The following is a 24586-nucleotide window of genomic DNA, read 5'->3' as shown; positions in this document are numbered from 1 at the left end:
GATGGCCCTGAACGTCTCCGCCTGGTCGATCCGCAAGCCGATCCCGCCGCTGGTGCTGTTCGTGGTGCTGACGGCGATCGGTCTGTTCTCGTTCGCGTCGCTGCCGGTGACGCGGATGCCGAACATCGACCTGCCGCTGGTCTCGGTCACCATCAACCAGACCGGGGCGGCGCCGAGCGAGCTCGAGCTGCAGGTGACGAAGCGCGTGGAGACCGCGGTCGCGGGGCTCGCGGGCGTCAAGCACATCACCTCCTCGATCGGCGACGGCGTGTCCGTCACCAGCATCGAGTTCCAGCTCGAGACCCAGGTCGACCGCGCGGTCAACGACGTGCGCGACGCGATCACCGGCATCCGCACCGACCTGCCGCAATCGATCGAAGAGCCGCTGATCCAGCGCATCGACATCGAGGGCATGGCGATCTCGACCTACGCCGCCTCCGCGCCGGCGATGACGCCGGAGGAGCTGAGCTGGTTCGTGGACGACCGCATCGTCCGGGCGCTGCAGGGCGTGCGCGGCGTCGCGCAGGTGAAGCGCGAGGGCGGCGTCGACCGCGAGATCCGCGTCGCGCTGGACCCGGCCCGCATGCAGGCGCTGGGCGTCACGGCGGCGGACGTCAACGCGCAGCTCCGCGCGACGAACGTCGACCTGGCCGGCGGCCGAGGCGAGGTCGGCGCGCAGGAGCAGACCGTGCGCACGCTCGCCGGCGCGCTCACCGTGGAGCGTCTCGCCGAGGCGCGCATCTCCTTGCCGGGCGGGCGCGAGGTGCGCCTGTCCGATCTCGGCACGGTGCGCGACGGTTCGGCCGAACCCCGCGCCGCCGCCCGTCTCGATGGCAAGCCGATCGTCGCCTTCGGCGTCTACCGCGCCAAGGGGTTTTCGGACGTCGTGGTCGCGGAGGCGGCGAAAGCGAAGCTCGACGAGCTCGCCGCGAGCTATCCCGACGTGACGATCACGCCGATCGACACCACCGTCCGCTACACCAAGGCCGACTACGAGAGCGCGATGCACACGCTGATCGAGGGCGCTGTGCTCGCGGTGATCGTGGTCTTTCTGTTCCTGCGCGACGTGCGGGCGACGCTGATCTCGGCGCTCGCGATCCCGCTGTCGATCCTGCCGACCTTCTGGGTGATGGACGCCCTCGGCTTCTCGCTCAACGGCGTCAGCCTGCTCGCGATTACGCTCGTGACCGGCATCCTGGTCGACGACGCCATCGTCGAGATCGAGAACATTGTGCGCCACATGCGCATGGGAAAGTCCGCCTACCGAGCCTCGATCGAGGCGGCGGACGAGATCGGGCTGGCGGTGGTCGCGACCACCGCCACGATCATCGCGGTGTTCATGCCCGTGAGCTTCATGGGCGGCATCGCGGGACAGTACTTCAAGCAGTTCGGCATCACGGTCGCGGTCGCCGTCGCCTTCTCGCTTCTCGTCGCGCGGCTCATCACGCCGCTGCTGACCGCCTACTTCCTGCGCGACCACGGCGCCCATGAGGAGCGCGACGGCGTCATCATGCGCGGCTACACGCGCGTTCTCGCCTGGTCGGTGCGGTGGCGTTTCGTGACGGTCGGCGCGGGCGTCGCGCTGTTCGTGGGCTCGGTCATGCTGGCGGGGCTGCTGCCTTCGGGCTTCCTGCCCGAGAACGACACCTCGCGCTCGATCCTGAAGATCGAGCTCCCGCCGGGCTCGACGCTCGACCAGTCCGAGGAGGTCGGCCAGCGCATCACGACGCTTCTGCTGGCGCGGCCTGAGGTGGCCTCGGTCTACGCCTCCGTCGGCTCGGGCGCGCAGGCAGGCCCGATGGCGGCCTCCGGCGAGGTCCGCAAAGGCGTGCTGATCGTCAATCTCAAGCCGCGCTCGGAGCGGACCTTGAGCCAGAAGCAGTTCGAGGGAGAGGTGCGCGATCAGCTCGCGGCGATCCCCGACATCCGCACCAACTTCGGCAACGACGGAGGTCAGCGCGAGTTCACGCTGATCGTCTCCGGCTCCGATGGCGCTGCGGTGGAGAAGGCGGCGGTCGCGCTTGAGAAGGAAACCCGGGCCTCCGTGCCGGGCCTGCTCAACGTCGTCTCCACGGCCGCGATCGACCGGCCCGAGATCCGCATCGTCCCCAAGCTCGACGAGGCGGCCCAGCTAGGCGTCTCGGTGGCGCAGATCGCGGAGACCGTGCGCGTCGCGACCATCGGGGACGTCGAACAGAACCTCGCCAAGTTCTCGGCGGGAGACCGGCAGGTCCCGATCCGCGTCCAGCTGGACGAGGCGGCGCGCGCCGACGTCGCGACCTTCGAGAACCTGCGCGTGCGCCGCGACGCCGGCGGCAGCGTGCCGCTGTCCACCGTCGCCGACGTGCGGTTCGGCAAGGGTCCGACGAGCATCGACCGCTACGACCGCGACCGCCGCGTCGCGATCGAGGGCGACCTTGCGCCAGGGGTCGCGCTCGGGACCGCGCTCGAGGCGGTCAAGGCGCTGCCGGCGGCGAAGACCCTGCCCGAAGGCGTGACGCTGAAGGAGTTCGGCGACGTCGAGATCATGAACGAGGTGTTTTCGGGCTTCGCGGTCGCCATGGGCGCCGGCGTCTTGCTGGTGTTCGCGGTGCTCGTGCTGCTGTTCGCCGACGTCGCCCAGCCCGTCACCATCCTGATGTCGCTGCCGCTGTCGATCGGCGGGGCCTTCGTCGCGCTGCTGCTGACCAACAACTCGGTCAGCCTGCCGGTCGTCATCGGGTTCCTCATGCTGATGGGGATCGTGACGAAGAACGCGATCCTGCTGGTGGACTTCGCGATCGAAGAGGTCGCCCGCGGCGTCGACCGCACGACGGCGCTGATCGACGCCGGCCGCAAGCGCGCCCGGCCGATCGTGATGACGACCGTCGCCATGGCGGCGGGCATGGTCCCCTCGGCGCTCGCGCTCGGCGAAGGCGGCTCCTTCCGCGCGCCCATGGCGATCGCCGTGATCGGCGGCCTGCTGGCCTCGACCCTGCTCAGCCTGGTCTTCGTGCCGGCCGTCTTCACGATCATGGACGATCTCAGCCGCCTGTTCGGCTGGATCTTCGGCCGTTTCGTGGGCCCGAAGGACGAACCGGAGACGGGCGCGCACGCCCTGCCGCGGGAGACGCTCCGCGCAGCGGAGTGACGCGCTTGCCGGGCAGGTTTACGGCGCATCCGGCCGTCGCGTGCTAACGCGTGGGCGTCACTCCTCGCGCCGCTCCAGCCCGCGGGCGGTGCGGAGTTGCGGGAATCGCCAGGCCCAGATCGCCGCCACCGCCATGGCGCCGGCGCCGCCGACCACGATCGCCGGCATCACGCCGATGAACGTGGCGGTGACGCCCGCCCGGAACTCCCCGAGTTCGTTCGACGCGCCGACGAACATCATGTTCACCGCGTTGACCCGGCCGCGCACCTCGTCGGGCGTCCAGAGCTGCAGCAGCGTCTCGCGGATCGTCACGCTCACCATGTCGGCGCCGCCCATCACCGCAAGCGCCGCGACCGAAAGCCAGACCGTCGTCGACAGGCCGAAGACCATGGTCGCGAGGCCGAACAGGCCGACGCAGGCGAACATGATGCGTCCGGCGTGGTCGCGGATCGGGACGATCGAGAGCAGGGCGGCGACGGCGATCGCGCCGACGCCGGGCGCGGCCCGCAGCAGGCCGAGGCCCCAGGGGCCGACGTCCAGCACGTCGCGGGCGACCGCCGGCATCAGCGCCATGGCGCCGCCGAGCAGCACGGCGAATAGGTCGAGCGTGATGGCCCCCAGCACCACCTTCTCGCGGAACACATAGTCGAAGCCCGCGACCAGCGTGCGCCAGTTCGCCTGGAAGGCGCGGCGCGGCTGGACCACGCGGATGGCGGCGACGAGGACGAGCGCCAGGACCAGGAGAGCCGCCGCCACCGCGTAGGCGACCGCGCCGCCGAGCCCGTAGAGCAGGCCGCCCGCGACCGGGCCGACGATGCTCGCGAACTGCCAGGCGGACGAGGTCCACGTGATCGCGTTGGCGAGCGCTTCCTTCGGCACGAGGTTCGGCACGATCGAGGTGCTGGCCGCGCCGAAGAAGGCCCGGGCGACGCCGAACACGAACAGCACGGCGAAGATCGAGACGACCGAGATCTCGTGGGCGAAGGTGAGCGCGACGAGCGCGAGCGCCCCGGCGGCCTCCACCGCGACGCAGAGCCCCATGATCAGACGCCGCGAGAACCGATCGGCGGCGGGCCCCGTCACCAGCACGAGCGCGAAAGCCGGCAGGAACTGGACGAGGCCGACGAGTCCGAGGTCGAAGGGGTCGCGCGTGAGGTCGTAGACCTGCCAGCCGACCGCGACCGACACGATCTGGATGGCGAAGGTGGCGCAGAGCCGCGCGATCCAGAACAGCGTGTAATTGCGGTGGCGGAAGGCGATCGGAGAGACGGGCGCGCCGCTCGCGGGCGAGGGCGCGTCGGGTCCGATGACGGTCATGGGGCGGGCCATCTGTGCACGTGCGGTCCGCCGCTTAAAGCGCTCGCGCGCTCACATGTCGAGGCGCAGGAGGCGGGACGCTGCGTCCCGCGGGTCGCTCTCGTTCTTTAGTCGAGGCGGTAGGCCACGAGCTTGCCCTCGTGGTTCAGCGGCAGGACGGCGGTCTTGGACGCCGCGTCGTAGGAGAGGTCGGCCGAGCCGGGGCTGAGCGAGAGAAGCTGCTCGTGCTTCCCGGTCGCGTCGATCAGGTAGAGCGGGCCCTTGAGGTAGTCGGTGGCGAGGTACCCGCCGCCGCCCAGCACGACCAGGCCGTCCAGGGCGCCGATCGGCGCTCCGCTTCCAAGCGGGCGGGCCTTGCCGTCGGACAGCGGCAGCTCCACGAGGTGGCCCTCGCTGGTGGGCTTGCCGTCGACGAAGGGGCCGAAGCCGGCGATGATCAGCCGGTCGCCTTCGATCGCAAGGCCGTTGGGGCCGTTCAGCTCCGGGCCTTCCGCGAACCGCGTCATGGCGCCGTCCTTGAGCGCGAAGATGACGTTCTTCGCGGTGTCCGAGACCAGGACGCGGCCGTCCGGCGTCGCGACCACGTCGTTCAGGAAGCCGGCGCCCTCCACCGGGTAGCGGTTCGCCACCTTGGCGGAAGCGACGTCGATCTCGACCAGCTCGTCGATGTCGGCCACGTAGAGCTTGCCCCCGACCAGCGCCATGCCCTTCGGGGCGTTAAGGCCGCTGATCCATTCGGGCTCGATCATCCGCCCGTCGACCGTCGTCTTCGCGATGAAGCCGACGCCGTCCTTCTCCGTCATCGAACCGGCGACGAGGCTGACATAGAGAAAACCGTCGCTGGCGGGGAGCACGGACTCCGGCTGGCGCAGGTCGCCGATCTCCCAAAGCTTCCGCGGCTCGGCGGCGGCGGCAGGGCTGGCCAGGACGGCGAGCGCCAGGGCGAGGACGATGGGGCGGACGGACATGGGAGCGTCTCCTCGGGACGAAGCGCGTTCGCCGCGCTCTGGCGCGCGTGGTTCCGCGCGCGTGTTCCCTGCGTCATATGGGGCGCTCGTGCGGATTGACCGCGTCCGTCGCACGCGACCGTGTCCCGGCGGTGGCCTTTTGCCTCCGGCTGCGGCATATCGCGGGCCATGAGCCTCGACGTCATCACGTTCGGCTGCCGGCTGAACGCCGTGGACAGCGAGACCATCCGCGCCCATGCGCGCGGGCGGGACGATCTCGTCGTGGTCAACGCCTGCGCCGTCACAGCCGAAGCCACCCGACAGGCGCGCCAGGCGGTGCGCCGCGCCGCCCGCGCCAACCCCGGGGCGGAGATCGTCGTGACCGGCTGCGGCGCCGAGATCGAGCCGCATGCGTTTTCGAGCATGCCCGAGGTCGCCCGCGTGGTCGGCGCGGCCGACAAGCTCCGGCCTGAGACCTGGGGGGCAGGACATGAGCGCGCCGCGCCGGTCGCGGACGCAGCGATCCTTCCGCCGCCGGCGGAGGCCGCCATCCTCGCGCCGCGCGCCTTCGTGCAGGTCCAGACCGGGTGCGACCATCGCTGCACCTTCTGCGTCATCCCCTTCGGCCGCGGCGCGTCGCGCTCCACGCCGAAGGCGCAGGTGATCGCCGAGGTGCGCCGGGTGCTGGACCGCGGGGCGCAGGAGGCGGTGCTGACCGGCGTCGACCTCACCTCCTGGGGGCTCGATCTCGGCGCCGGCGAGCGGCTGGGCGATCTCGTCCGCGCGGTGCTCGCCGCCGTGCCCGAACTGCCGCGGCTGCGGCTGTCCTCGCTCGACGCGGTCGAGATCGACGACGCGCTGGTGCGCGCCTTCGCGGAGGAGGAGCGGCTCGCGCCGCATCTCCACCTCTCGCTCCAGTCCGGCGACGACATGATCCTGAAGCGCATGAAGCGTCGGCATTCCCGCGCCGACGCCGTGCGGTTCTGCGACGGGATGCGGCGGGCGCGGCCTGACGTCGCCTTCGGCTGCGACGTGATCGCGGGGTTCCCGACCGAGACTGACGCGATGTTCGAGAACACCCGCTCGGCGCTCGAGGACTGCGGGATCGCCTACGCGCACGTGTTCCCCTACTCCGTGCGCCCCGGCGTTCCGGCCGCCCGCATGCCGCAGGTGGCCGGCGAAATCATCAAGACCCGCGCGGCGGCTTTGCGCGCTACGGGAGAGGCCTTGCTCGCCCGCCACCTCGCGGGCCATGTGGGGCGGCGGCTCGTCGTTCTGTCGGAGGGCAGGGGCCTCGCCCGCGCTGCGGACTTCGCGCTGGTTCGCCTCGCCGCCGACACGCCCAAGGGCGCGTTTGTGGACGTGGACGTCGCCGGCCACGACGGCCGCGCGCTGCTTGCGGCGGAGCGGGGCATGGACGGCGCGTTGAGATCGGGAACAGGACAAAGCTCATGACCGACGCTCCCGAGGCCAAAGGCTGGTTCACGCGCCTGCGCGACGGTCTCTCCAAGACCTCGACGCAGCTGACCCGCGGCATCACCGAGATCTTCACCAAGGAGAAGCTCGACGCGGCGACGCTTGACGAGCTCGAGGACCTGCTGATTCAGTCCGACCTCGGCGTCGCGACCGCCGAGCGCGTCACCGCCGCCGTGGGCCGGGCGCGGCACGCCAAGCAGCTCGACGGCGAGAGCGTGCGCGCGATCGTGGCGCAGGAGGTGGCGCGCGTGCTGGCGCCGGTCGCCGTGCCGCTCGATCCGCCCGAAAGCGCGCGCCCGGCGGTGATCCTCGTCGTCGGCGTCAACGGCTCGGGCAAGACCACCACCATCGGCAAGCTGGCCGAAACCTACCGCACCGCCGGTCTCAAGGTCGTGCTGGCGGCGGGCGACACCTTCCGCGCCGCCGCGGTCGAGCAGCTCGCGGTCTGGGCGCAGCGTACCGGCGCCGCCTTTGTCTCCAAGGAAACCGGCGCCGACGCCGCCGCGCTCGCCTACGAGGCCTACGCCAAGGCGCGGGCGGACGACGCGGACCTGCTGATCGTCGACACCGCCGGCCGGCTGCAGAACAAGGCCGGGCTGATGGCGGAGCTCGAGAAAATCGTGCGCGTGCTGAAGAAGTTCGACGCCGACGCGCCGCACGCCTGCCTGCTGGTGCTGGACGCAACGACCGGCCAGAACGCGCTTGGCCAGGTGGAGGCTTTCGCGAAGACGGCCGGCGTCACAGGCCTCGTCATGACCAAGCTCGACGGCACCGCCCGCGGCGGCATCCTGGTCGCGGTCGCGGAGAAATACCGGCTGCCGGTGCACTTCATCGGCGTCGGCGAGGGCCTCGACGACCTCGAGCCGTTCGACCCTGACGATTTCGCCCGGGCGCTCGTAGGGCTGCCTCGGGTCGAGAAGACCTACGAGTTCTAACCGACGATCGCCTTACTCGGCGGCCTGGCCAAGGGCCGTCTGCGCGCGCGCCCGATCGCGGGTGTATTGCACCAGATCCGCCTGCAGCGCCTGCAGATCCTTCGCCGGCGTCCAGACCTTCACCGCGTACTCGACGCCGCCGTCGCTGTAGCTGGTCGGCGTCACGATTGGCTCCGGCGAGGCCAGCGCATGCGGGTTGTCGCGCAGGAAGGCGGCGATCTCGGCGCGGGCGGATTCGAAATCCTGGTCGGCCGGCGCGGTCAGCGTCGTCTCCACGCGGCGGGTCGGGTACTTCGACTTGTTGGTCAGCGCGGTGCCCCAGACCTGCGCGTTCGGGATCAGCACCTGCACGTTGTCGCCGCTGGCGAGCTCCGTGAAGAACAGGTTGAGGTCGCGCACCGTCCCTGCCTTGCCGGCGACCTCGATGGCGTCGCCGACCTTGAACGGGCGGAACAGCAGCAGCATCACGCCCGCCGCCATGTTCGACAGCGTGCCCTGCAGCGCGAGGCCGATGGCGAGGGACGCGGCGCCCAGCACCGCGATGAGGCTCGTCGCCTGGATGCCGACGAGCTGGAGGATCGCGACCAGCACCACGGCGAGCGTGGCGTATTGCGCGAGACTCGCGAGGAAGGAGGCGACCGTCACGTCCATCCGCTTGGAGGCGAGCAGCCCGCGGTGGACGCCGTTGTGGATCACGCCGGCGATCCAGAAGCCGGCGACCGCCAGGGCCAGCGCGCCCACGACGTTGAAGCCGTAGACGACCACGAGGTTGGTCAGAAAGGTGAAGTCGATCGGTACGTTGGGCATCGGGCCCCTCAGGTCTTCGGCGGGCGGCGCGCATCCACGCGAGCGTCGGCCGTCCTCGGTCATCGGGCGTTCCCCCGACGTAGAGCGGCCGCCTGTTCGCGCAACCCCCGAGCCCGTGTCGCAGGCGCAGGCTCTTGCCTTCAGGCGCGGCCATGGGCAATGTCGCCAGTCCCTGCGCGGCCCCACGCCGCGCCGCCTCCCGATCGCCGACGCCGCCCCCGCTGCGACCGTCGCGCGATCTCCACCGACGACACCGGAGCGGGACGACCCACATGCGCGCGACCCTCGAGCGAGCGGCCCTCCTGAAGGCCCTTGCCCATGTCCACCGCGTCGTCGAGCGGCGGAACACCATCCCGATCCTCGCGAACGTCCTGCTCCGCGCGGGAACCGACGGCCTCCGGCTGCAGGCGACCGACCTCGACCTCGAGGTGGTGGAGACGGTGGCGGCCGAGGTGGCGCAGCCCGGCGCGACCACGGTGCCGGCGCACACCTTCTACGACATCGTCCGAAAGCTGCCGGACGGCAGCCAGGTCTCGCTGGAGATGGGCGGCGAACGCGGCACGCTGGTCATCCGCGCCGGCCGTTCCCGCTTCACGCTGCAGACCCTGCCGGACAGCGATTTCCCGGACCTCGCCGCGGGCGAGCTTCCGACCGGCTTCACGATCGGCGCGGCCGACCTGAAGCGGCTGATCGACAAGACCCAGTTCGCGATCTCGAACGAAGAGACCCGCTACTACCTCAACGGCATCTACCTGCACGCGGTCGACAGCGCGGGCGTGTCGCTGCTGCGCGCGGTCGCGACCGACGGTCATCGCCTCGCGCGGGTCGAGATGCCGGCGCCGGCGGGCGCCGTCGGGATGCCGGGCGTGATCGTGCCGCGCAAGACCGTCTCCGAGATCCAGCGCCTCGTCGAGGATCCGGAAGGCGAGGTGAAGGTCGAGCTGTCGCCCACCAAGATCCGCGTGTCCTTCGGCCAGGTGGTGCTCACTTCCAAGCTGATCGACGGCACCTTCCCGGACTATGGCCGCGTCATCCCCGCCGGAAACGACAAGCGCCTCACGGTCGATCGTCTCGAGTTCAAAAGCGCCGTCGACCGCGTCTCCACCATCTCGTCCGAGCGCGGCCGCGCCGTGAAGCTCTCGCTCACCGATCGCAAGCTGGTGCTCACCGTCACAAACCCGGACTCGGGCAACGCGACGGAGGAGATCGAGGTGGACTACGAGGCCGAGCCGCTCGATATCGGCTTTAATTCCCGCTATCTGCTCGACATCGCCGACCAGCTCGAAGGCGACACCGCGCTGATCCGCCTCGCCGATCCCGGCTCGCCGACGTTGGTGCAGGACCGTGACGACTCCCCGGCGCTCTATGTGCTGATGCCGATGCGGGTGTGAGGGCTTACGTCGCCGCTCCGGCCTGTCAGAAAACGCGCCGTCGTCCTCCGGCTTGACCGGGGGACCCATCTGCGACGTGGCGCTCTGCGCTTGGGATGGATCCTCCGGTCAAGCCGGAGGATGACGCGTTTCATTCGGTGGCCATCGTGCGGTGGCCGAGGTTCATGACAGGCACATCCCACCGCCGCGCCGGGGTCTCCCGCCTGCGCCTCACCAACTTCCGCTCCTACCCCGCGCTCGACCTGCATTCCGGCGAAGGCTCGGTCGCGCTCGTGGGGCCGAACGGCGCCGGCAAGACCAACATCCTCGAGGCGATCTCGCTGCTCGCACCGGGCCGCGGCCTGCGCCGCGCGCCGCACGGCGAATTCGCGCGCACGCCCGGCGACGGGTCCTGGGCGGTCGCGGCCGAGATCGCCGGCGACGACGACGGCCCGACACGGCTCGGCACGGGCGTCGAGCCCGCGCAGGACGCGACCGGTCGCCGCTGCCGGATCGACGGCGCGCCGGTCTCGGGCGCCGGGGCGTTCTCCGAGCATTTGCGCCTCGTCTGGTTGACGCCGGACCTCGACGGCCTGTTCCGCGGGCCGGCCGGCGATCGCAGGCGTTTCCTCGACCGGCTGGTCAACGCCGCGGACCCGGCGCACGCCGCCCGCGCCTCCGGGCTCGAGCGCGCTCTGCGCTCCCGCAACCGCCTGCTGGAGGACCCGCGCGCGGACGCCCGCTGGGTGGACGCGGTCGAGCGCGAACTGGCGGAACTGGCCATTTCGGTTGCGGCTGCGCGGGTGGAGACCGTCGCCCGGCTGGCGGCGCTGGTCGCCGAGACCGCCGAGGCGGCGTCGCCGTTCCCGACCGCCGAGGTTGCGCTCGAGGGGTCGGTGGAGGCCGAACTGGCCCATCTCTCCGCAACCGCCGCCGAAGACGCCTACCGTGAGCGGCTGGGCCGCGGCCGCCCCCGCGACCGCGCGGCGGGGCGTACGCTCGAGGGTCCGCACCTGAGCGACCTCCTGGTGCGCCACGCCGCCAAGGACATGCCGGCGGAGAAATGCTCCACCGGCGAGCAGAAGGCGCTGCTGGTCGGCCTCGTGCTGGCCCACGCCCGCCTCGTGGCCCGTCTCGACGGCCGGGCGCCCGTGGTGCTGCTCGACGAGGTCGCGGCCCATCTTGACCCCGTCCGCCGCGCGGCGCTCTATGGCGCGCTCGACGCCCTGGGCGCGCAGGTCTGGCTCACCGGCGCAGACCCCGCGGCCTTCGCGGATCTCGGCGGTCGGGCGACGGTGTTTTCGGTCACGGACGGAGACGTGCGGCGAGGGCCTTGAGCCTCAGCGCATTGGCGCTTGACGGCTCGCGCGCCGCCGCTTCAATTCCCGGCCATGACCCTCGCCAGCCTCCTCACCTTCTCGGCCGCCCTGTTCGTCGTGGCGGCCACGCCCGGCCCCGGAGTTGCGGCCATCGTGGCCCGCGCGCTCGGCGTCGGGTTTCGCCGCACCGCCCCCATGGTGGCCGGGCTCATCCTCGGAGACGTGGTCTGGCTCGCCTGCGCCGCCTTCGGGCTCGCCGTGCTGGCGGCGAGCTTCGGGACGGCCTTCATGGTCGTGAAGTACCTCGGCGCGGCCTATCTGCTCTATCTGGCGGTGAAGCTCTGGCGCGCGCCGGCCTCGACCGACGCGGTCGCAGCAGAAGCCCGGCCGATGTCCGCCGCGCGCGGCTTCCTCGCGGGACTCGCGGTCACGATCGGCAATCCGAAGGCGATGGTGTTCTACCTCGCGCTGCTGCCGGCGATCGTCGATCTCGGCCACGTCGACGCGCTTGGCTTCGCCGAGCTCGCGGCCGCCACCGTGCTGGTGCTGATCGTGGTGATGGGCGGCTATGCGGCGCTGGCCTCCCGCGCCCGCGCGTGGCTTGTCTCGCCCCGCGGCCGGCGCCTGTTGAACCGCATCTCGGGCGCGACCATGGGCGCCGCCGCCGCGGGCGTCGCCGCGAGCTGACGCCGCGACGGTCTGGCGCTCCAAGAAAAGCCATTGTTTCCAGATATTTGACGCTCTGCGTGGGGTTATTGACAGGCATCCCCTGGAGCCCGCGTCAAAACTCGCCTTTCCGACCTCGAAAGGGTAGGAATAGGCGGTTCAAAACGCCTGATTCCTGCCGAGTTTTTCCGACGCTCGCCCAAGCCTCACGCCGACCGCCGCGCACCGCGGCCATCGCAGGCGCCAGCGCACCCCGCGAGGAGATCTGACATGTCCGACATTCCTTCGAACGGCGGCGCCGAAGACTACGGCGCAGACTCGATCCGGGTCCTCAAGGGGCTCGACGCCGTGCGCAAGCGACCGGGGATGTACATCGGCGACACCGACGACGGCTCCGGCCTGCACCACATGGTCTACGAGGTCATCGACAACGGCATCGACGAGGCGCTCGCCGGCTGGGCGAACGAGGTCACCGTCACGCTGAATTCGGACGGCTCCTGCACCGTCACCGACAACGGCCGCGGCATCCCGACCGGCATCCATACCGAGGAAGGCATCTCGGCGGCCGAGGTCATCATGACCCAGCTGCACGCCGGCGGTAAGTTCGACCAGAACTCCTACAAGGTCTCGGGCGGCCTCCACGGCGTCGGCGTCTCGGTCGTGAACGCGCTGTCGGTCAAGCTCAAGCTGCGCATCTGGCAGAACGACAAAGAGCATGAGATGTCGTTCACCCATGGCGTGGCCGACGCGCCGCTCGCCGTGGTCGGCCCGGCGAACGGTCGCCGCGGCACGGAAGTGACCTTCACGCCGAGCGGAGACACCTTCAAGGGCGTGACCGAGTTCGACTACGCAACGCTCGAGCATCGCCTGCGCGAGCTGGCCTTCCTGAATTCCGGCGTGAAGATCGTGCTGACCGATGCGCGCTCCGCCGACGTCCGGCGCGAGGAGCTCTACTACGAGGGCGGCGTCGAGGCCTTCGTGCGGTACCTCGACCGCGCCAAGCACCCGTTGATCGAGACCCCGATCGTGCTGCGTTCGGAGCGGGACGGCATCGGCGTCGAGGTCGCGATGTGGTGGAACGACAGCTACCACGAGAACGTGCTTGTGTTCACGAACAACATCCCCCAGCGCGACGGCGGCACCCATCTCGCCGGTTTCCGCGCGGCGCTGACGCGGCAGGTCAACGGCTACGCCGAGACCTCGGGCGTCACCAAGAAGGAGAAGGTCTCGCTCACTGGCGACGACGCGCGCGAGGGACTGACCTGCGTGCTGTCGGTCAAGGTGCCGGACCCGAAATTCTCGTCCCAGACCAAGGACAAGCTGGTCTCCTCCGAGGTGCGGCCCGCGGTCGAGAACCTTGTCAACGAGGCGCTGCATACCTGGTTCGAGGAGCATCCGGCGGACGCCAAGACGGTGGTGCAGAAGGTGGTCGAGGCCGCCGCCGCCCGCGAGGCCGCGAAGAAGGCGCGCGAACTGACCCGCCGCAAGGGCGCGCTCGACATCGCCTCGCTGCCGGGCAAGCTCGCCGACTGCCAGGAGCGCGATCCGGCGAAGTCCGAACTGTTCCTGGTCGAGGGCGACTCCGCAGGCGGCTCCGCCAAGCAGGGCCGCGACCGCGCCTTCCAGGCCGTGCTGCCGCTGCGGGGCAAGATCCTGAACGTGGAACGCGCCCGCTTTGACAAGATGCTGTCGAGCCAGGAAATCGGCACGCTGATCACCGCGCTCGGCACCGGCATCGGCCGCGAGGAGTTCAACGCCGACAAGCTGCGCTACCACAAGATCATCATCATGACGGACGCCGACGTCGACGGCAGCCACATCCGCACCCTGCTGCTGACGTTCTTCTACCGTCAGATGCCGGACCTTCTGAACCGCGGCCACATCTTCATCGCCCAGCCGCCGCTCTACAAGGTGACGCGCGGCAAGTCCGAGCAGTACCTGAAGGACGAGCGCGCGCTCGAGGACTACTTGATCGACTCCGGCCTTGAGGGCGTGTCGCTGAGGCTCGCGAGCGGCGAGGTCCGCGCGGGCGCCGATCTGCGCGCCGTGATCAGCGAGGCCCGCCAGATCCGCGCCCTGCTCGGCGGCCTGCACTCGCGTTATCGCCGGCCCGTCGTCGAGCAGGCCGCCATCGCCGGCGCGCTGACGCCGGACGTGCTGAACGACTCGGAGGCCGCGCAGCGCGTGGCCGACGACGTCGCCCGCCGTCTCGACGTGCTGGCCGAGGAGACCGAGCGCGGCTGGGTCGGGACCGTCAGCGACGACGGCTTCACCTTCGCGCGCACCGTGCGCGGCGTGCGGGAGGCCGCGATCATCGACGCCGCGCTGATCGCCAGCGCCGACGCCCGCAAGCTCGACGAGCACGCCGTGGGGCTGCGGGAGATCTTCGGGGAGACGCCGCAATTGCTGCGCAAGGACGCGGTCAGCGCGGTGCACGGGCCGTCCGAACTCGTCGACGGCGTGCTCGCGGTCGGCCGCAAGGGCCTGACGCTGCAGCGCTACAAGGGGCTCGGCGAGATGAACCCGAGCCAGCTTTGGGAGACCACGCTCGACATCAACGTCCGCTCGCTGCTGCAGGTGAAGGTCAAAGAGGTCGACGAGGCCGACGACATCTTCACCAAGCTGATGGGCGACGTCGTCGAGCCGCGCCGCGAGTTCATCCAGGACAACGCGCTCACCGTCGCAAACCTCGACGTCTGAGGGCGCTTGCGCGCAGGTGGCGCCGTTCAGCCGCGGACTTCTTTCGGCCCGATCGGCGCGCGGCCGGCTTAGCTTACTGGAGTGGGCGACGGCGCCTGGGGCCGTGATGTCTGGGCCGTTGCGTCCGTGTGGCCCGGATCGCGATCCGCGGAGGGCGTCTTGTGCGGCCAGGCGGCTTCAGGCGCCGGCGGGCGCATCGACCGCAGCAGCTCAACGATGGAGCCTTCCATCAGCACGGCTATGCCCAGCCGCGCGCCGAGCGCGATCGCAATCAGCGCCAGAGGCCATGATAAGGCCAGCATCGAACCGGCGGTGAGGCCTTGGCCGATCGTGCAGCCGCCGCACATGACGCCGCCGACGCCCATTAACGTCGCGCCGCCGAGGTGGCGCTTCATCTCGCGCGGGTCGTCGAAGGCCTCCCAGCGGAACTCCCGTGCGATCACCGTGGCGAGCGCCGCTCCGCAGGCTACGCCGAGAACCGAGCCCACGCCGAACTCCAACAGCGTATCCCGTTCGAAGAGCACGCCGGAAAGAGCGCGCGCGACGGGGGAGACGAAGGTCAGGCTCTGTGGCGCGATCGGTTGGACGAATTCGTCGGCGAGGAACTGTGTCGCCGCCCATCCGGTGACGACGCCCAGGCCGAGCGCGACGCCGCCCAAGACAAGTCGCGGCGTTCGCCTCAGGCGTCTGTCCGTCACGGCGAGCAGCAACAGTCCGGTGGAAAGCGCGATCGCGATCCATATCCTGAGATCGACGCCCAACGCTCCCTCGAGAAGCCCGGGAATGTCGGCGCGACCGGGGGGCGGAGGGGCGAACGCGAAGCTCTCGATAACGCCGATCCGGAAAGGCGCCAGCGCCCCGCGCAAGGTCGCGTAAGCCGCCAGGCCAAAGACCAGTATGACCACAAGGCTGCGGAGATCTCCGCCGCCGAGCCTGATAAGCGAGCCGAAAGCGCAGGTTCCGACCAACGCCATCCCGAAGCCGAACAGGACGCCGCCGACGGCGACGCCAAGCCATGGCACGGCGACGGACACATAAGTCGTCTGCGCAGGATCGAGCAGGCCGGCGAGGACGAGGGCTTGCGTCCCGACGATCGCAATCGCCGCTGCCAGGCCGAACACGCGCAAGCGTCGTGTATCTGCGCCGACGAAAGCGTCCTCGAGCGCGCCGAACGTGCAAAGCCGCGCTCGCCGGACGGCGAAGCCGACGAGACCGCCGATCGCAAGACCGGCGAATGCGAGCCATGACGGCCCGATGAACTCCATGCGCCCGGTCCTCCCGTCCATCGGCTGGCGCGACGCTTTTCACGCGTCTTGTCGCCAGCCCGGCGCGTCACAGCAAAATCAGGCCTTTTGGTCCTTCTCGCAAAAAATGTCGTAAATCACGGAGATAACACGGCGAACGTCATCGTTCGCCAAGCTGTAATAGATCGCTTTGCCGTCCCGCCGCGTCGTGACGAGATCCTCCAGTCTGAGCCTCGCGAGCTGCTGCGATACGCTGGCCTGGCGAAGCGACAGGATGTTCTCGAGTTCCGTCACGGACCGCTCGCGCTCGGCCAGAAGGCAGAGCAGCAGCAGCCGGCTTTCGTGCGACAGGGCCTTAAGGAAGTCGCTGGCGTCGCGGGCGTTGCGCATGAGCGCGTCAAGCTCGGGCGAGACCTCCGGTCCGTCGCGAAGCTCGTTCTCGATCTTGGCCGATACGATTGCTGGCATACGGCGGAATCCTGAAATCAGTTCGGGTTCGACGACTTCGGAAGACGGCCGGTCAAGTCGGCAAGAGCGGTCCAGAAGAAGTCTTTACCGGGATAGCCGGTCAGGCGACCGATTTCCCGACCGTCAGTTACGAGAACAAAGGTTGGCGTGATCCGCACGCCGTTCGCAAGTGCGAAGCCCGCCTTGTCTTGCGCGCGAATATCAATTCGGCGCAGCGGCGCGAGTTTGCCTTCCTCCGCATTCTCGTAGCCGGGAGCGATCTCCGTCTCGAAGCGCTGACACCAGACGCAGCCCGGCTGATCGAACATCACCAGCTCCGCAGCGCGGGCGGCGAGGCTCGCGACCTGCGCGCCGATAACGAAAACAACGAAGGCGAGGGTACGACGAAACGGCATGCTCTATATATAATCGTATGCGAATATGAATTCCACTCCGCCGTTCCGAGAGGGTCGGCCGCTTGGGAGCATCGGGATGGCGCTTGACGTGAGCCTGGCGGGCGCGGCGGCTGCGGGCGTTCTGTCCTTCGCCTCGCCCTGCGTGCTGCCGCTGACGCCGGCTTATCTCGGCTTCATCAGCGGCGCCGCCTCGCCAGATCAGATCGAGCGTCAGCGCGCCAAAGTTCTTGCGCTCGCTAGCGCTTTCGTCGCCGGCTTCTCGACCGTGTTCGTCGCGCTCGGAGCGACCGCGTCGACGGTTGGGCAATTGGTCGCGAACTACGCCCAACCGCTCACGATCGCCGCTGGCGCCCTGCTCGTGGTGTTCGGCCTGCATTTCATGGAGATCGTGCGCATCCCGCTGCTCTACCGACAGGCCGGAGCCGGCGTCGAACGCAGGCCGACCGGCCCGCTCGGCGCCTATGCCGTCGGGCTCGCCTTCGGCTTCGGCTGGACGCCCTGCGTGGGGCCGATCCTGGCCGCCATTCTGATGGTCGCGAGCGCGGAGCAGACGGCCTGGCGCGGGGCGGCCCTGCTCGCCGCCTATTCGGCGGGGATCGGACTGCCCTTCCTGCTGGCTGCGGCCTTCATGGGCGCGTTCCTGCGCTGGTCGCGGGCGCTGCGATCCCGGCTCGGCCTGATCGAGAAAATCTCGGGCGCGTTGCTCATCGTCACGGGGCTCGCCTTCATCGGCGGCTGGGTTCCAGCCGCGGCGGGCTGGTTGCTCGAGACCTTTCCGGCCTTGGCCGAGATCGGATGAGGAGTCACGCGATGACGCGATCGGGCGGACTGAATCGACGTCTGTTCCTGGGACTCGCAACCTCGACGCCTTTTGCGACACGAGTTCACGCAGCCCCCGTGCTCGGCGACGACGGCAATTATGCTCAGGACTGGTATCTCGAGAGCTTCCTCGATCTGGCGGACGATGCGCGGGCGGCTCCCGAGAAGGGCAAGATCTTCGCCGTGCAGTGGGGCATGCGCGGCTGCCCGGCCTGCAGGCGCCTCCACACGGTCTATTTCGCGAAACCGGAGATCGAGGCGTTCGTGCGGGAACGGTTCGAGATCGTCCACCTCGACACGTTCGGATCGCGCGAGGTGACGGACATCGACGGCGAGAGGCTGCGAGAAAAGGCGCTCGCGGCCAAGCATGCGGTGCGGACGACGCCGACCTTCCAGTTCATAGCGCCGCGCGATGGCGAGCTTGCCGAAGTCGCGCGCATGCCGGGCCTGCTCGCCGAGCCGGACTTCCTTGCGATGTTCCGCTTCGTTTCGGAACGAGGCTATGTCGACGGTTCGTTCGAGACTTGGCTGAAGGCGCGGCAGGGCGGCTGACCCGCCGCGCCTTCGGGAGTCAGGTCACTTGTTCACCGGCGAGGCCGGGTCGAACAGATAGGCGGTCACGTCCTTCATCTGCGTTTCGGTCAGGACATGGTTCGCGCCGAAGCGCGGCATGTTCGAGCAGGGCAGCACGGACTGAGCGTTGTAGATCTTGGCGTAGGTCGCCTTGGCGGCGTCGTCGGAGAACTTGAACCCCTTTCCATAGCCCTTCAGGCTCGGGCCCAGCGTGCCGTAGCTTGTCTCCTTCGGGTCGAGCTGGTGACAGGCGTAGCAATTGCCGCCAGCCTCGGTCCCCGGCGGGTCGCTGAACTGGAAACCGCGTCCGTTCTGCGCGACCTTCTCGCCGGCTTTCCAGTCGCCGATCACCTTGCCGTCCTCCGGCAGTTTCACCTTGGCCTTTTCGGCCGCCACAATCTTGTCCGCCAGCTCTTCCGGCGGCTCGTTGCGGGTCTCGGTGCAGATTCGCTGGGCGTCGTCCTGCTTGAGGCGGTCGTCCCAGCCTTCCGGCGCATTGGCGAAACTGGACGCCACGGTTTTTTCCACGCGCGCAGCGTCGACGGCGGAGCCGTCGTCGGCCGCGAGCGCCGGCGTGGCGGCCAGCAGGGCGGAGAACACAAGAAACTTCGTCGTCATGGCTTGGCCCCCGGGATCAGCGCTTGATCGAGGGCACTTTGAGCTCGCCCCCCTCAGCGTTCTTGTTGAGGTAAAGGGCGAGGGCCGTGACGGCTTCCGAGGCGTAGCCCGGCGCCGGCATGCGCATCTGGCGATAGCAGTCCCAGAGCCTGTGCTGCATCGTCCGCGTCGCGCTCTGCGAGACGCGATAGGTCGGCCAGCTCGCCATCGAGGCTTGAGCGGATGGATTGGGGGTGTCGAACTGCGGCAGGTCGGTCGTGCGGATTCGCTTGTTGGGCGCTCCGTGGCAGGTCGCGCAGGAAAAATCCATGACCGACGAGCGCCGGAAGAACAGCGCCTCGCCGATCCTGTAGAGTTCCTTCTCCTTCGGATGGGCGAGAGGCGCCTCGATCTTCATCCCGCTCGACTTGTTGGCGATGAAGGCGACGAGATCCTCCATGTCGGACCCCCGGCCGGGACCCGAGAATGGCTTCGCCCGGATCGCCTTCGTGTCAAACGCCTGGACCTTCTCCATGCACCAGAGCAGCCGCTGCTCGAGGTCCATGACCTGATCGGAATCCTTGAAATAGCGAGGGAGTTTCGCATAGGCGCCCTCGAGGACGCCGGGCCCCTCGCCGAGATCGCAGGTCTCGAGCGAGACGGCCTTGTCGCCACGCGCTTCCGACCACAGCGCCTCGCCACGGTCCACGTTGAGGAACCCCGGATTGGCCATCGGGTCGTCGATCATCTTCCGGTAGCGCTCGATCTCCGCGGCGCTGTTGGAGGCGCCGGAGCTTGCGCCGTCCTGAGCCGACCCGAGAGCCGTCAGGCCCAAGGTCAGCGCGATCGCAGCGAGGCCCGCGAGGGCGCCGCCGATGGGCTTCGATCTCATGTTTCTTCCCCACTCATTTTCTTTTTTGAAGACCGGCCGTAGTCGGCCGGCCAGGGAGTCCACCCGAACCGATCAGATCCTTCATTGGGATCGCCGATCGGCCGATACGCGACTTTACATTCAAAAAACTCTATATCACAATATGTTCAAGCCAGTCGATTGCGCATATGCAGCCGACTGAGAAAAAGAATTCAAATTCAGAGCCTTACGGATGCGTTCGGCTTCAGGAGGAATCGCATGACGCTGTTCGAGCAGGCTCATTCGCGTCGGGAGGCGTTGCGGGTCGCGGCGATCGCCGCGGCCGTCGTCGCCCTGACGCCGAGGCTCGCCTTCGCCAAGCCGGAGGAGGTCAAGGCCGAAATCGACAAGCTCTACGGCGCCAGGGAGATGACGACCGGCAAGCTGAAGCTCGACATGCCGGAGATCGCCGAGAACGGTCTGGTCGTGCCGATCAACATCGAGGTCGAAAGCCCGATGACGGAGGCGGATTACGTGAAATCCGTCAGCGTCTTCGCCGAGGGAAATCCGTTCCCCCGCGTGCTGACCTATCGCTTCACGCCGGCCTGCGGCCGCGCGGCGGCGTCGCTGCGGATGCGCCTCGCCCAGACCCAGAACGTCATCGCTGTCGCGGAAACCTCGACCGGCCAGCTCTATACGGCGCGATCCGAGGTGAAGGTCACGATCGGCGGATGCGGCGGCTGACCCCCGTCCGCCGGATCTCCAAATCCTGAAAGAGAGAGCGATCAGATGGCGACCAAGACTTCCGCCCGTGTCCGCGTTCCACCGAAGGCGAAGAAGGACGAGATTATCGAAGTGAAGACGCTGGTCTCCCACGAGATGGAGAGCGGCGTCCGCAAGGATGCGTCCGGCAAGATCGTGCCGCGCGACATCATCAACACGTTCACGGCGGCGTTCAACGGCGCGGTGGTGTTCGAGGCGGACTGGTTCCCGTCGATCTCGGCCAATCCCTACCAGGCCTTCTTCTTCAAGGCGAAAGAGTCCGGCGAGTTCACCTTCACGTGGAAGGACGACAACGGCCAGGAAACGACCGCCAAGGCGAAGCTCGAAGTCGCCTAACCACCGAAGCGCATCGCGACGCCTGACGACGCGCCCGGGATTCGCCGAGCGCGAGCGGCCGGCCGCGTTCAGAGATGGAGAGGTCCTCTCTCGTGATATCCCGCCGAGAATTCGTCGTCGCCGCCACGGCTGCGGCCTCCCTGACCGCCGCTTCCGGTCGAAGCCTCGCCCAGGCCGCGTCGAGCGGAAAGCTGACGCAGGACGATCTCCTGCGCTTCGACGCCGTCGGCAAGGTGACGCTGCTTCACCTCACCGACACGCACGCTCAGCTCAACCCGATCTATTTCCGCGAGCCCTCGGTCAATCTGGGGGTCGGCGAAACCAAGGGTCTGCCGCCCCACCTCACCGGCGCGGCCTTTCTCGACAAGTTCAAGGTCAAGCCGAACAGCCCGCAGGCCTACGCCCTGACGAGCGAGGATTTCGTCGCGCTCGCCAAGGCCTATGGCCGCATGGGCGGGTTCGACCGCATCGCCACTCTCGTCAAGGCGATCCGCGCCGAGCGCGGCGACGACAACGTTCTGCTCCTCGCCGGCGGGGACGAACTCCAGGGAAGCTGGACCTCGCTGCAGACCAAGGGCGAGGACGTGCTGTCGGCCCTCAAGGCGCTCAAGCTCGACGCCATGGTCGGCCATTGGGAGTTCACCTACGGCGCCGAGCGCGTGAAGGAGATCGCCGACGCCGGACCCTTCGCCTTTCTCGCCCAGAACATCCGTAGCCTCGAATGGCAGGAGGAGGTGTTTCCCGCCGCCAAGGTCTTCGAGCGCGGCGGCGCGAAGATCGCGGTGATCGGCCAGGCCTATCCACGCACCCCGATCGCGAATCCGCGCTGGATGATCCCCGACTGGGAGTTCGGGCTGCGTGAGGACGACCTGCGCAAACAGGTCGAGAGCGCGCGCTCGGGGGGCGCGGATGTGGTCGTCCTGCTCTCGCACAACGGCTTCGACGTCGACCGCAAGATGGCGGGCCGCGTGAGGGGGATCGACGTGATCCTCACCGCCCACACCCACGACGCCATTCCGACCGCGATCGAGGTCGACAAGACGCTCCTGATCGCGTCCGGTTCGCACGGCAAGTTCCTGTCGCGGCTCGACCTCGACGTGAAGGACGGCAAGGTCGCGGGCTATCGCTTCGGCCTTATCCCGGTGTTCTCCGACGCGATCGCGCCGGACGCCGAGATGGCGAAGCTCGTGACCGATGCGCGCGCTCCCTACGCCGCAGAGCTTGCGCGCGAGATCGGCCGGACCGAGAGCGTCCTCTATCGGCGCGGCAACTTCAACGGCACGCTCGACGACGTCATCTGCCAGGCGATGATCGAGCAGCGCGACGTCGAGATCGCGCTGTCGCCCGCCTTCCGCTGGGGCACGAGCCTCCTGCCGGGCGACCCGATCACGTTCGAGGCGATCTCGAACGCGACCGCGGTCACCTATCCGAACTGCTACCGCTCGACCATGACGGGTAAGCAGTTCAAGGACGTGCTCGAGGATGTCGCCGACAACATCTTCAATCCGGACCCATACTTCCAAGGCGGCGGCGACATGGTGCGCCTTGGCGGCGTCGGCTACGCGATCGACATCGCCCAGCCGATCGGCAGGCGCATCTCCAATCTCACGCTGCTGAAATCCGGCGCGTCGATCGAGGCCGACAAGTCCTACACGGTCGCGGGCTGGGCGAGCGTCAACCAGAACGTCGAAGGACCGCCGATCTGGGAGCTGGTCGAGCGCCACGTCGCGGACAGGAAGACCATCAAGGTCGAGCCGACCGACGCCATCAAGGTCTCGGGCGCATGACCGGACAGCACAGCCAGGAAGCGAGCGCCATGAGCGACGTTCAAGCCTTCAGCCGCCGGCGCGTCCTCAATCTCGGTCTCGCCGGCGCGGGAGCGGCGGCGCTGGCGCCGACGCTCGCGTCCGCGCAGACGCCGGACCCCCTGATCGTCGAGCGCCAAGAGTGGACGCAGTATCTCGGCGACGGCGTCAACGCCAAGCCCTATGGCGTCCCGTCCAAATTCGAGAAGGACGTGGTGCGACGCGAGGTCGAGTGGCTGACCGCAAGCCGACAGAGTTCGGTCTCGTTCACGCCGCTTCACGCGCTCGACGGCGTCATCACGCCGAACGGCCTGTGCTTCGTGCGGCACCACGGCGGCGAGGCCGAGATCGACCCGGCAAAGCACCGCTTCATGATCAACGGCATGGTGGACAAGCCGCTCGTCTTCACCATGGAGGACGTCAAGCGCATGCCCGGCCGGGTCAACCGCGTTTACTTCCTCGAATGCGCGGCGAACAGCGGCATGGAGTGGCGCGGCTCGCAGCTCAACGGCTGCCAATTCACCCACGGCATGATCCACAACGTGGTCTACACGGGCGTGCCGCTGAAGGCTTTCCTGAACGAGGCCGGCGTGAGCGCCAAGGGCAAGTGGGTGCTCGCGGAAGGCGCCGACGCGTCCGCAATGACGCGCTCGATCCCGCTCGAAAAGGCGATGGACGACTGCCTTGTCGCCTGGGCGATGAACGGCGAGGCGCTGCGGCCTGAGCAGGGCTATCCGCTTCGGCTGGTCGTGCCCGGCTGGGAAGGCAACATGTGGATCAAATGGCTGCGCCGCGTCGAGGTCGGCGACCAGCCCTGGGCGCAGCGCGAGGAGACCTCGAAATACACCGACCTGCTGGCCGACGGTCGTTCGCGCCAGCACACGTTCCTAATGGACGCCAAATCCGTGGTGACCAATCCGAGCCCCCAGGCGCCGCTGACGTCCAAGGGGCCGAACGTCCTGTCAGGGGCGGCCTGGTCGGGACGCGGCGCGATCAAGCGCGTCGACGTCTCGATGGACGGCGGCAGGAATTGGCGGACGGCGCGGATCGAGGGTCCGACGTTCCCGCGCGCGATGGCCCGATTCTACGTGGACTTCGACTGGAACGGGCAGGAGCTCCTGTTGCAATCGCGCGCGATGGACGACAGCGGCTACGTGCAGCCGACCAAGAACGAACTCCGCAAGTTCCGCGGAACCAACTCGATCTACCACAACAACGGCATCCAGACCTGGCTGGTGCGTCCGGACGGGAGCGCGGAAAATGTCGAAGTCGGCTAAGGCGATCGTGCTGCTGGCGCTTGCGGCCGCATTTCCCGGCGCTGCGTGCGCGAGCGAAAAAGTCGGGCTCGGACGCCCGGCGCTGTCCGAGGAGATCAAGGCCTGGGACATCGACGTCCGTCCCGACGGCCAGGGGCTCCCGGAGGGCAAGGGATCGGTCAGCGACGGCGAGGCCCTGTTCCAGACCAAGTGTTCGATCTGCCATGGCGAATTCGGCGAAGGAGCCGGCCGTTGGCCGGTGCTCGCAGGCGGCAAGGACAGCCTGACGTCCGATCGACCGGAGAAAACGATCGGATCCTTCTGGCCGTACGCCTCCACGGTCTACGACTACATCCACCGCGCCATGCCTTTCGGCGAAGCCCAGTCGCTCAATCCCGACGAGGTCTATGCGCTCACCGCCTATCTCATGAATTTAAACGATCTCGTTCCCAGCGATTTCGTGCTTTCGAGAGAGAATTTCCCCAAGGATCTGCCGAACGAGAAAAACTTCTACGACGACGATCGCGAGACGACCGAGAAGGCGTTCTGGAGAACCGACCCTTGCATGTCGAACTGCAAGGCGAAGGTCGAGGTCACAGGTCATGCGGCTATCCTTGACGTCACGCCAGACGATCAGAAGGACAACAAGGACGAGAAGCCAAGCGCGGGGGTCGAGTGACCGCCGCGGTTGGAGCGCCGCTATCTGCGCGGCGGCGTTCGGCGTCTTCTGCGGGGCGTCCGCCGCTGGGCAGCCGGGCGTCTCCGTCGAGCAGACAAGCGTACTGGCGGCGGG

The 24586-nt window shown here is 68.7% G+C and carries 21 protein-coding genes and 1 pseudogene; 14 read left to right on the top strand and 8 right to left on the bottom strand.

Features of this window, described 5'->3' with window-relative positions; all coding sequences use genetic code 11:
* Position 1: 1 nt before the first annotated feature.
* On the top strand, positions 2-3130 hold the full coding sequence (locus tag JOD31_RS09630; protein WP_204950104.1) for an efflux RND transporter permease subunit: 3129 nt from the start codon (positions 2-4) through the stop codon (positions 3128-3130).
* Positions 3131-3187: 57 nt separating this feature from the next.
* Here the strand turns inward: JOD31_RS09630 and JOD31_RS09625 are convergent, their stop codons facing one another.
* Positions 3188-4447 carry an MFS transporter gene (locus tag JOD31_RS09625; protein ID WP_204950103.1) on the bottom strand — a complete coding sequence of 420 codons (1260 nt, stop codon included), beginning with the start codon at positions 4445-4447 and terminating at the stop codon, positions 3188-3190.
* Positions 4448-4554: 107 nt separating this feature from the next.
* Positions 4555-5415, bottom strand: a complete 861-nt coding sequence (locus JOD31_RS09620) for an SMP-30/gluconolactonase/LRE family protein (RefSeq protein ID WP_204950102.1) — start codon at positions 5413-5415, stop codon at positions 4555-4557.
* 168 nt (positions 5416-5583) lie between these two features.
* Here JOD31_RS09620 and mtaB point away from each other — a divergent pair, with 168 nt between their 5' ends.
* Together mtaB and ftsY are read left to right on the top strand one after the other, a co-directional pair.
* Positions 5584-6849, top strand: coding sequence for a tRNA (N(6)-L-threonylcarbamoyladenosine(37)-C(2))-methylthiotransferase MtaB (gene mtaB / locus JOD31_RS09615; protein WP_204950101.1), 1266 nt, complete (start codon positions 5584-5586; stop codon positions 6847-6849).
* Between the two features lie 5 nt (positions 6850-6854).
* Positions 6855-7805: pseudogene (gene ftsY / locus JOD31_RS09610) on the top strand (signal recognition particle-docking protein FtsY); the annotation flags it as partial.
* A 12-nt stretch (positions 7806-7817) separates the two neighbouring features.
* Here ftsY and JOD31_RS09605 read toward each other — a convergent pair.
* A complete protein-coding gene (locus tag JOD31_RS09605; protein ID WP_204950099.1) occupies positions 7818-8612 on the bottom strand; it encodes a mechanosensitive ion channel family protein in 795 nt (264 codons plus the stop codon).
* Between the two features lie 272 nt (positions 8613-8884).
* Here JOD31_RS09605 and dnaN point away from each other — a divergent pair, with 272 nt between their 5' ends.
* The 4 genes from dnaN (at position 8885) to gyrB (ending at position 14667) form a co-directional block, all read left to right on the top strand.
* Complete coding sequence (gene dnaN, locus JOD31_RS09600) at positions 8885-10003, top strand: DNA polymerase III subunit beta (protein ID WP_204950098.1); 1119 nt, start codon at positions 8885-8887, stop codon at positions 10001-10003.
* Between the two features lie 164 nt (positions 10004-10167).
* Entirely contained in the window at positions 10168-11319 is a 1152-nt protein-coding gene (gene recF, locus JOD31_RS09595) for a DNA replication/repair protein RecF (protein WP_204950097.1), read from the top strand.
* A gap of 54 nt (positions 11320-11373) precedes the next feature.
* Positions 11374-11988 (top strand): LysE family translocator, encoded by a 615-nt coding sequence (locus tag JOD31_RS09590; RefSeq protein WP_204950096.1) that lies wholly within the window; start codon positions 11374-11376, stop codon positions 11986-11988.
* A 249-nt stretch (positions 11989-12237) separates the two neighbouring features.
* Complete coding sequence (gyrB, locus tag JOD31_RS09585) at positions 12238-14667, top strand: DNA topoisomerase (ATP-hydrolyzing) subunit B (protein WP_204950095.1); 2430 nt, start codon at positions 12238-12240, stop codon at positions 14665-14667.
* 68 nt (positions 14668-14735) lie between these two features.
* On the opposite strand, the gene JOD31_RS09580 is transcribed toward gyrB, so the two are convergent.
* The 3 genes from JOD31_RS09580 to JOD31_RS09570 form a co-directional block, all read right to left on the bottom strand.
* Positions 14736-15932: a YeeE/YedE family protein gene (locus JOD31_RS09580; RefSeq protein ID WP_204950094.1), complete on the bottom strand. Its 1197-nt coding sequence runs from the start codon at positions 15930-15932 to the stop codon at positions 14736-14738.
* A 78-nt stretch (positions 15933-16010) separates the two neighbouring features.
* Positions 16011-16379: an ArsR/SmtB family transcription factor gene (locus JOD31_RS09575; protein WP_204950093.1), complete on the bottom strand. Its 369-nt coding sequence runs from the start codon at positions 16377-16379 to the stop codon at positions 16011-16013.
* A 17-nt stretch (positions 16380-16396) separates the two neighbouring features.
* Entirely contained in the window at positions 16397-16774 is a 378-nt protein-coding gene (locus JOD31_RS09570; protein WP_204950092.1) for a thioredoxin fold domain-containing protein, read from the bottom strand.
* A gap of 76 nt (positions 16775-16850) precedes the next feature.
* Here JOD31_RS09570 and JOD31_RS09565 point away from each other — a divergent pair, with 76 nt between their 5' ends.
* A complete protein-coding gene (locus JOD31_RS09565) occupies positions 16851-17573 on the top strand; it encodes a cytochrome c biogenesis CcdA family protein (protein ID WP_204950091.1) in 723 nt (240 codons plus the stop codon).
* Between the two features lie 98 nt (positions 17574-17671).
* Positions 17672-18145, top strand: a complete 474-nt coding sequence (locus JOD31_RS09560; protein ID WP_271206123.1) for a SoxW family protein — start codon at positions 17672-17674, stop codon at positions 18143-18145.
* Between the two features lie 24 nt (positions 18146-18169).
* Here the strand turns inward: JOD31_RS09560 and soxX are convergent, their stop codons facing one another.
* Positions 18170-18784: a sulfur oxidation c-type cytochrome SoxX gene (gene soxX, locus JOD31_RS09555; RefSeq protein WP_204950089.1), complete on the bottom strand. Its 615-nt coding sequence runs from the start codon at positions 18782-18784 to the stop codon at positions 18170-18172.
* 16 nt (positions 18785-18800) lie between these two features.
* Positions 18801-19655 (bottom strand): sulfur oxidation c-type cytochrome SoxA, encoded by an 855-nt coding sequence (soxA, locus tag JOD31_RS09550; RefSeq protein WP_204950088.1) that lies wholly within the window; start codon positions 19653-19655, stop codon positions 18801-18803.
* 237 nt (positions 19656-19892) lie between these two features.
* Here soxA and soxY point away from each other — a divergent pair, with 237 nt between their 5' ends.
* The 5 genes from soxY to JOD31_RS09525 all read left to right on the top strand — a co-directional run bounded on the left by soxY (position 19893) and on the right by JOD31_RS09525 (position 24472).
* Positions 19893-20357: a thiosulfate oxidation carrier protein SoxY gene (soxY, locus tag JOD31_RS09545; protein WP_204950087.1), complete on the top strand. Its 465-nt coding sequence runs from the start codon at positions 19893-19895 to the stop codon at positions 20355-20357.
* Positions 20358-20402: 45 nt separating this feature from the next.
* Positions 20403-20732, top strand: coding sequence for a thiosulfate oxidation carrier complex protein SoxZ (gene soxZ / locus JOD31_RS09540; protein ID WP_204950086.1), 330 nt, complete (start codon positions 20403-20405; stop codon positions 20730-20732).
* 92 nt (positions 20733-20824) lie between these two features.
* Positions 20825-22519: a thiosulfohydrolase SoxB gene (soxB, locus tag JOD31_RS09535; RefSeq protein WP_204950085.1), complete on the top strand. Its 1695-nt coding sequence runs from the start codon at positions 20825-20827 to the stop codon at positions 22517-22519.
* 29 nt (positions 22520-22548) lie between these two features.
* The gene (gene soxC / locus JOD31_RS09530; RefSeq protein ID WP_204950084.1) at positions 22549-23814 is read left to right on the top strand and encodes a sulfite dehydrogenase; all 1266 of its coding nucleotides are present in this window, start codon (positions 22549-22551) and stop codon (positions 23812-23814) included.
* A complete protein-coding gene (locus JOD31_RS09525) occupies positions 23798-24472 on the top strand; it encodes a c-type cytochrome (RefSeq protein WP_204950083.1) in 675 nt (224 codons plus the stop codon). The genes soxC and JOD31_RS09525 overlap by 17 nt, the downstream gene beginning before the upstream one ends.
* Positions 24473-24586 lie beyond the last annotated feature (114 nt).

This window comes from Methylopila capsulata (assembly GCF_016907975.1).
In the GTDB taxonomy this organism is placed as follows: Bacteria; Pseudomonadota; Alphaproteobacteria; order Rhizobiales; family Methylopilaceae; genus Methylopila; species Methylopila capsulata.
The sequence above is the reverse complement of the archived record's forward strand: the minus strand, read 5'-3'. Positions and strand labels throughout refer to the sequence as shown.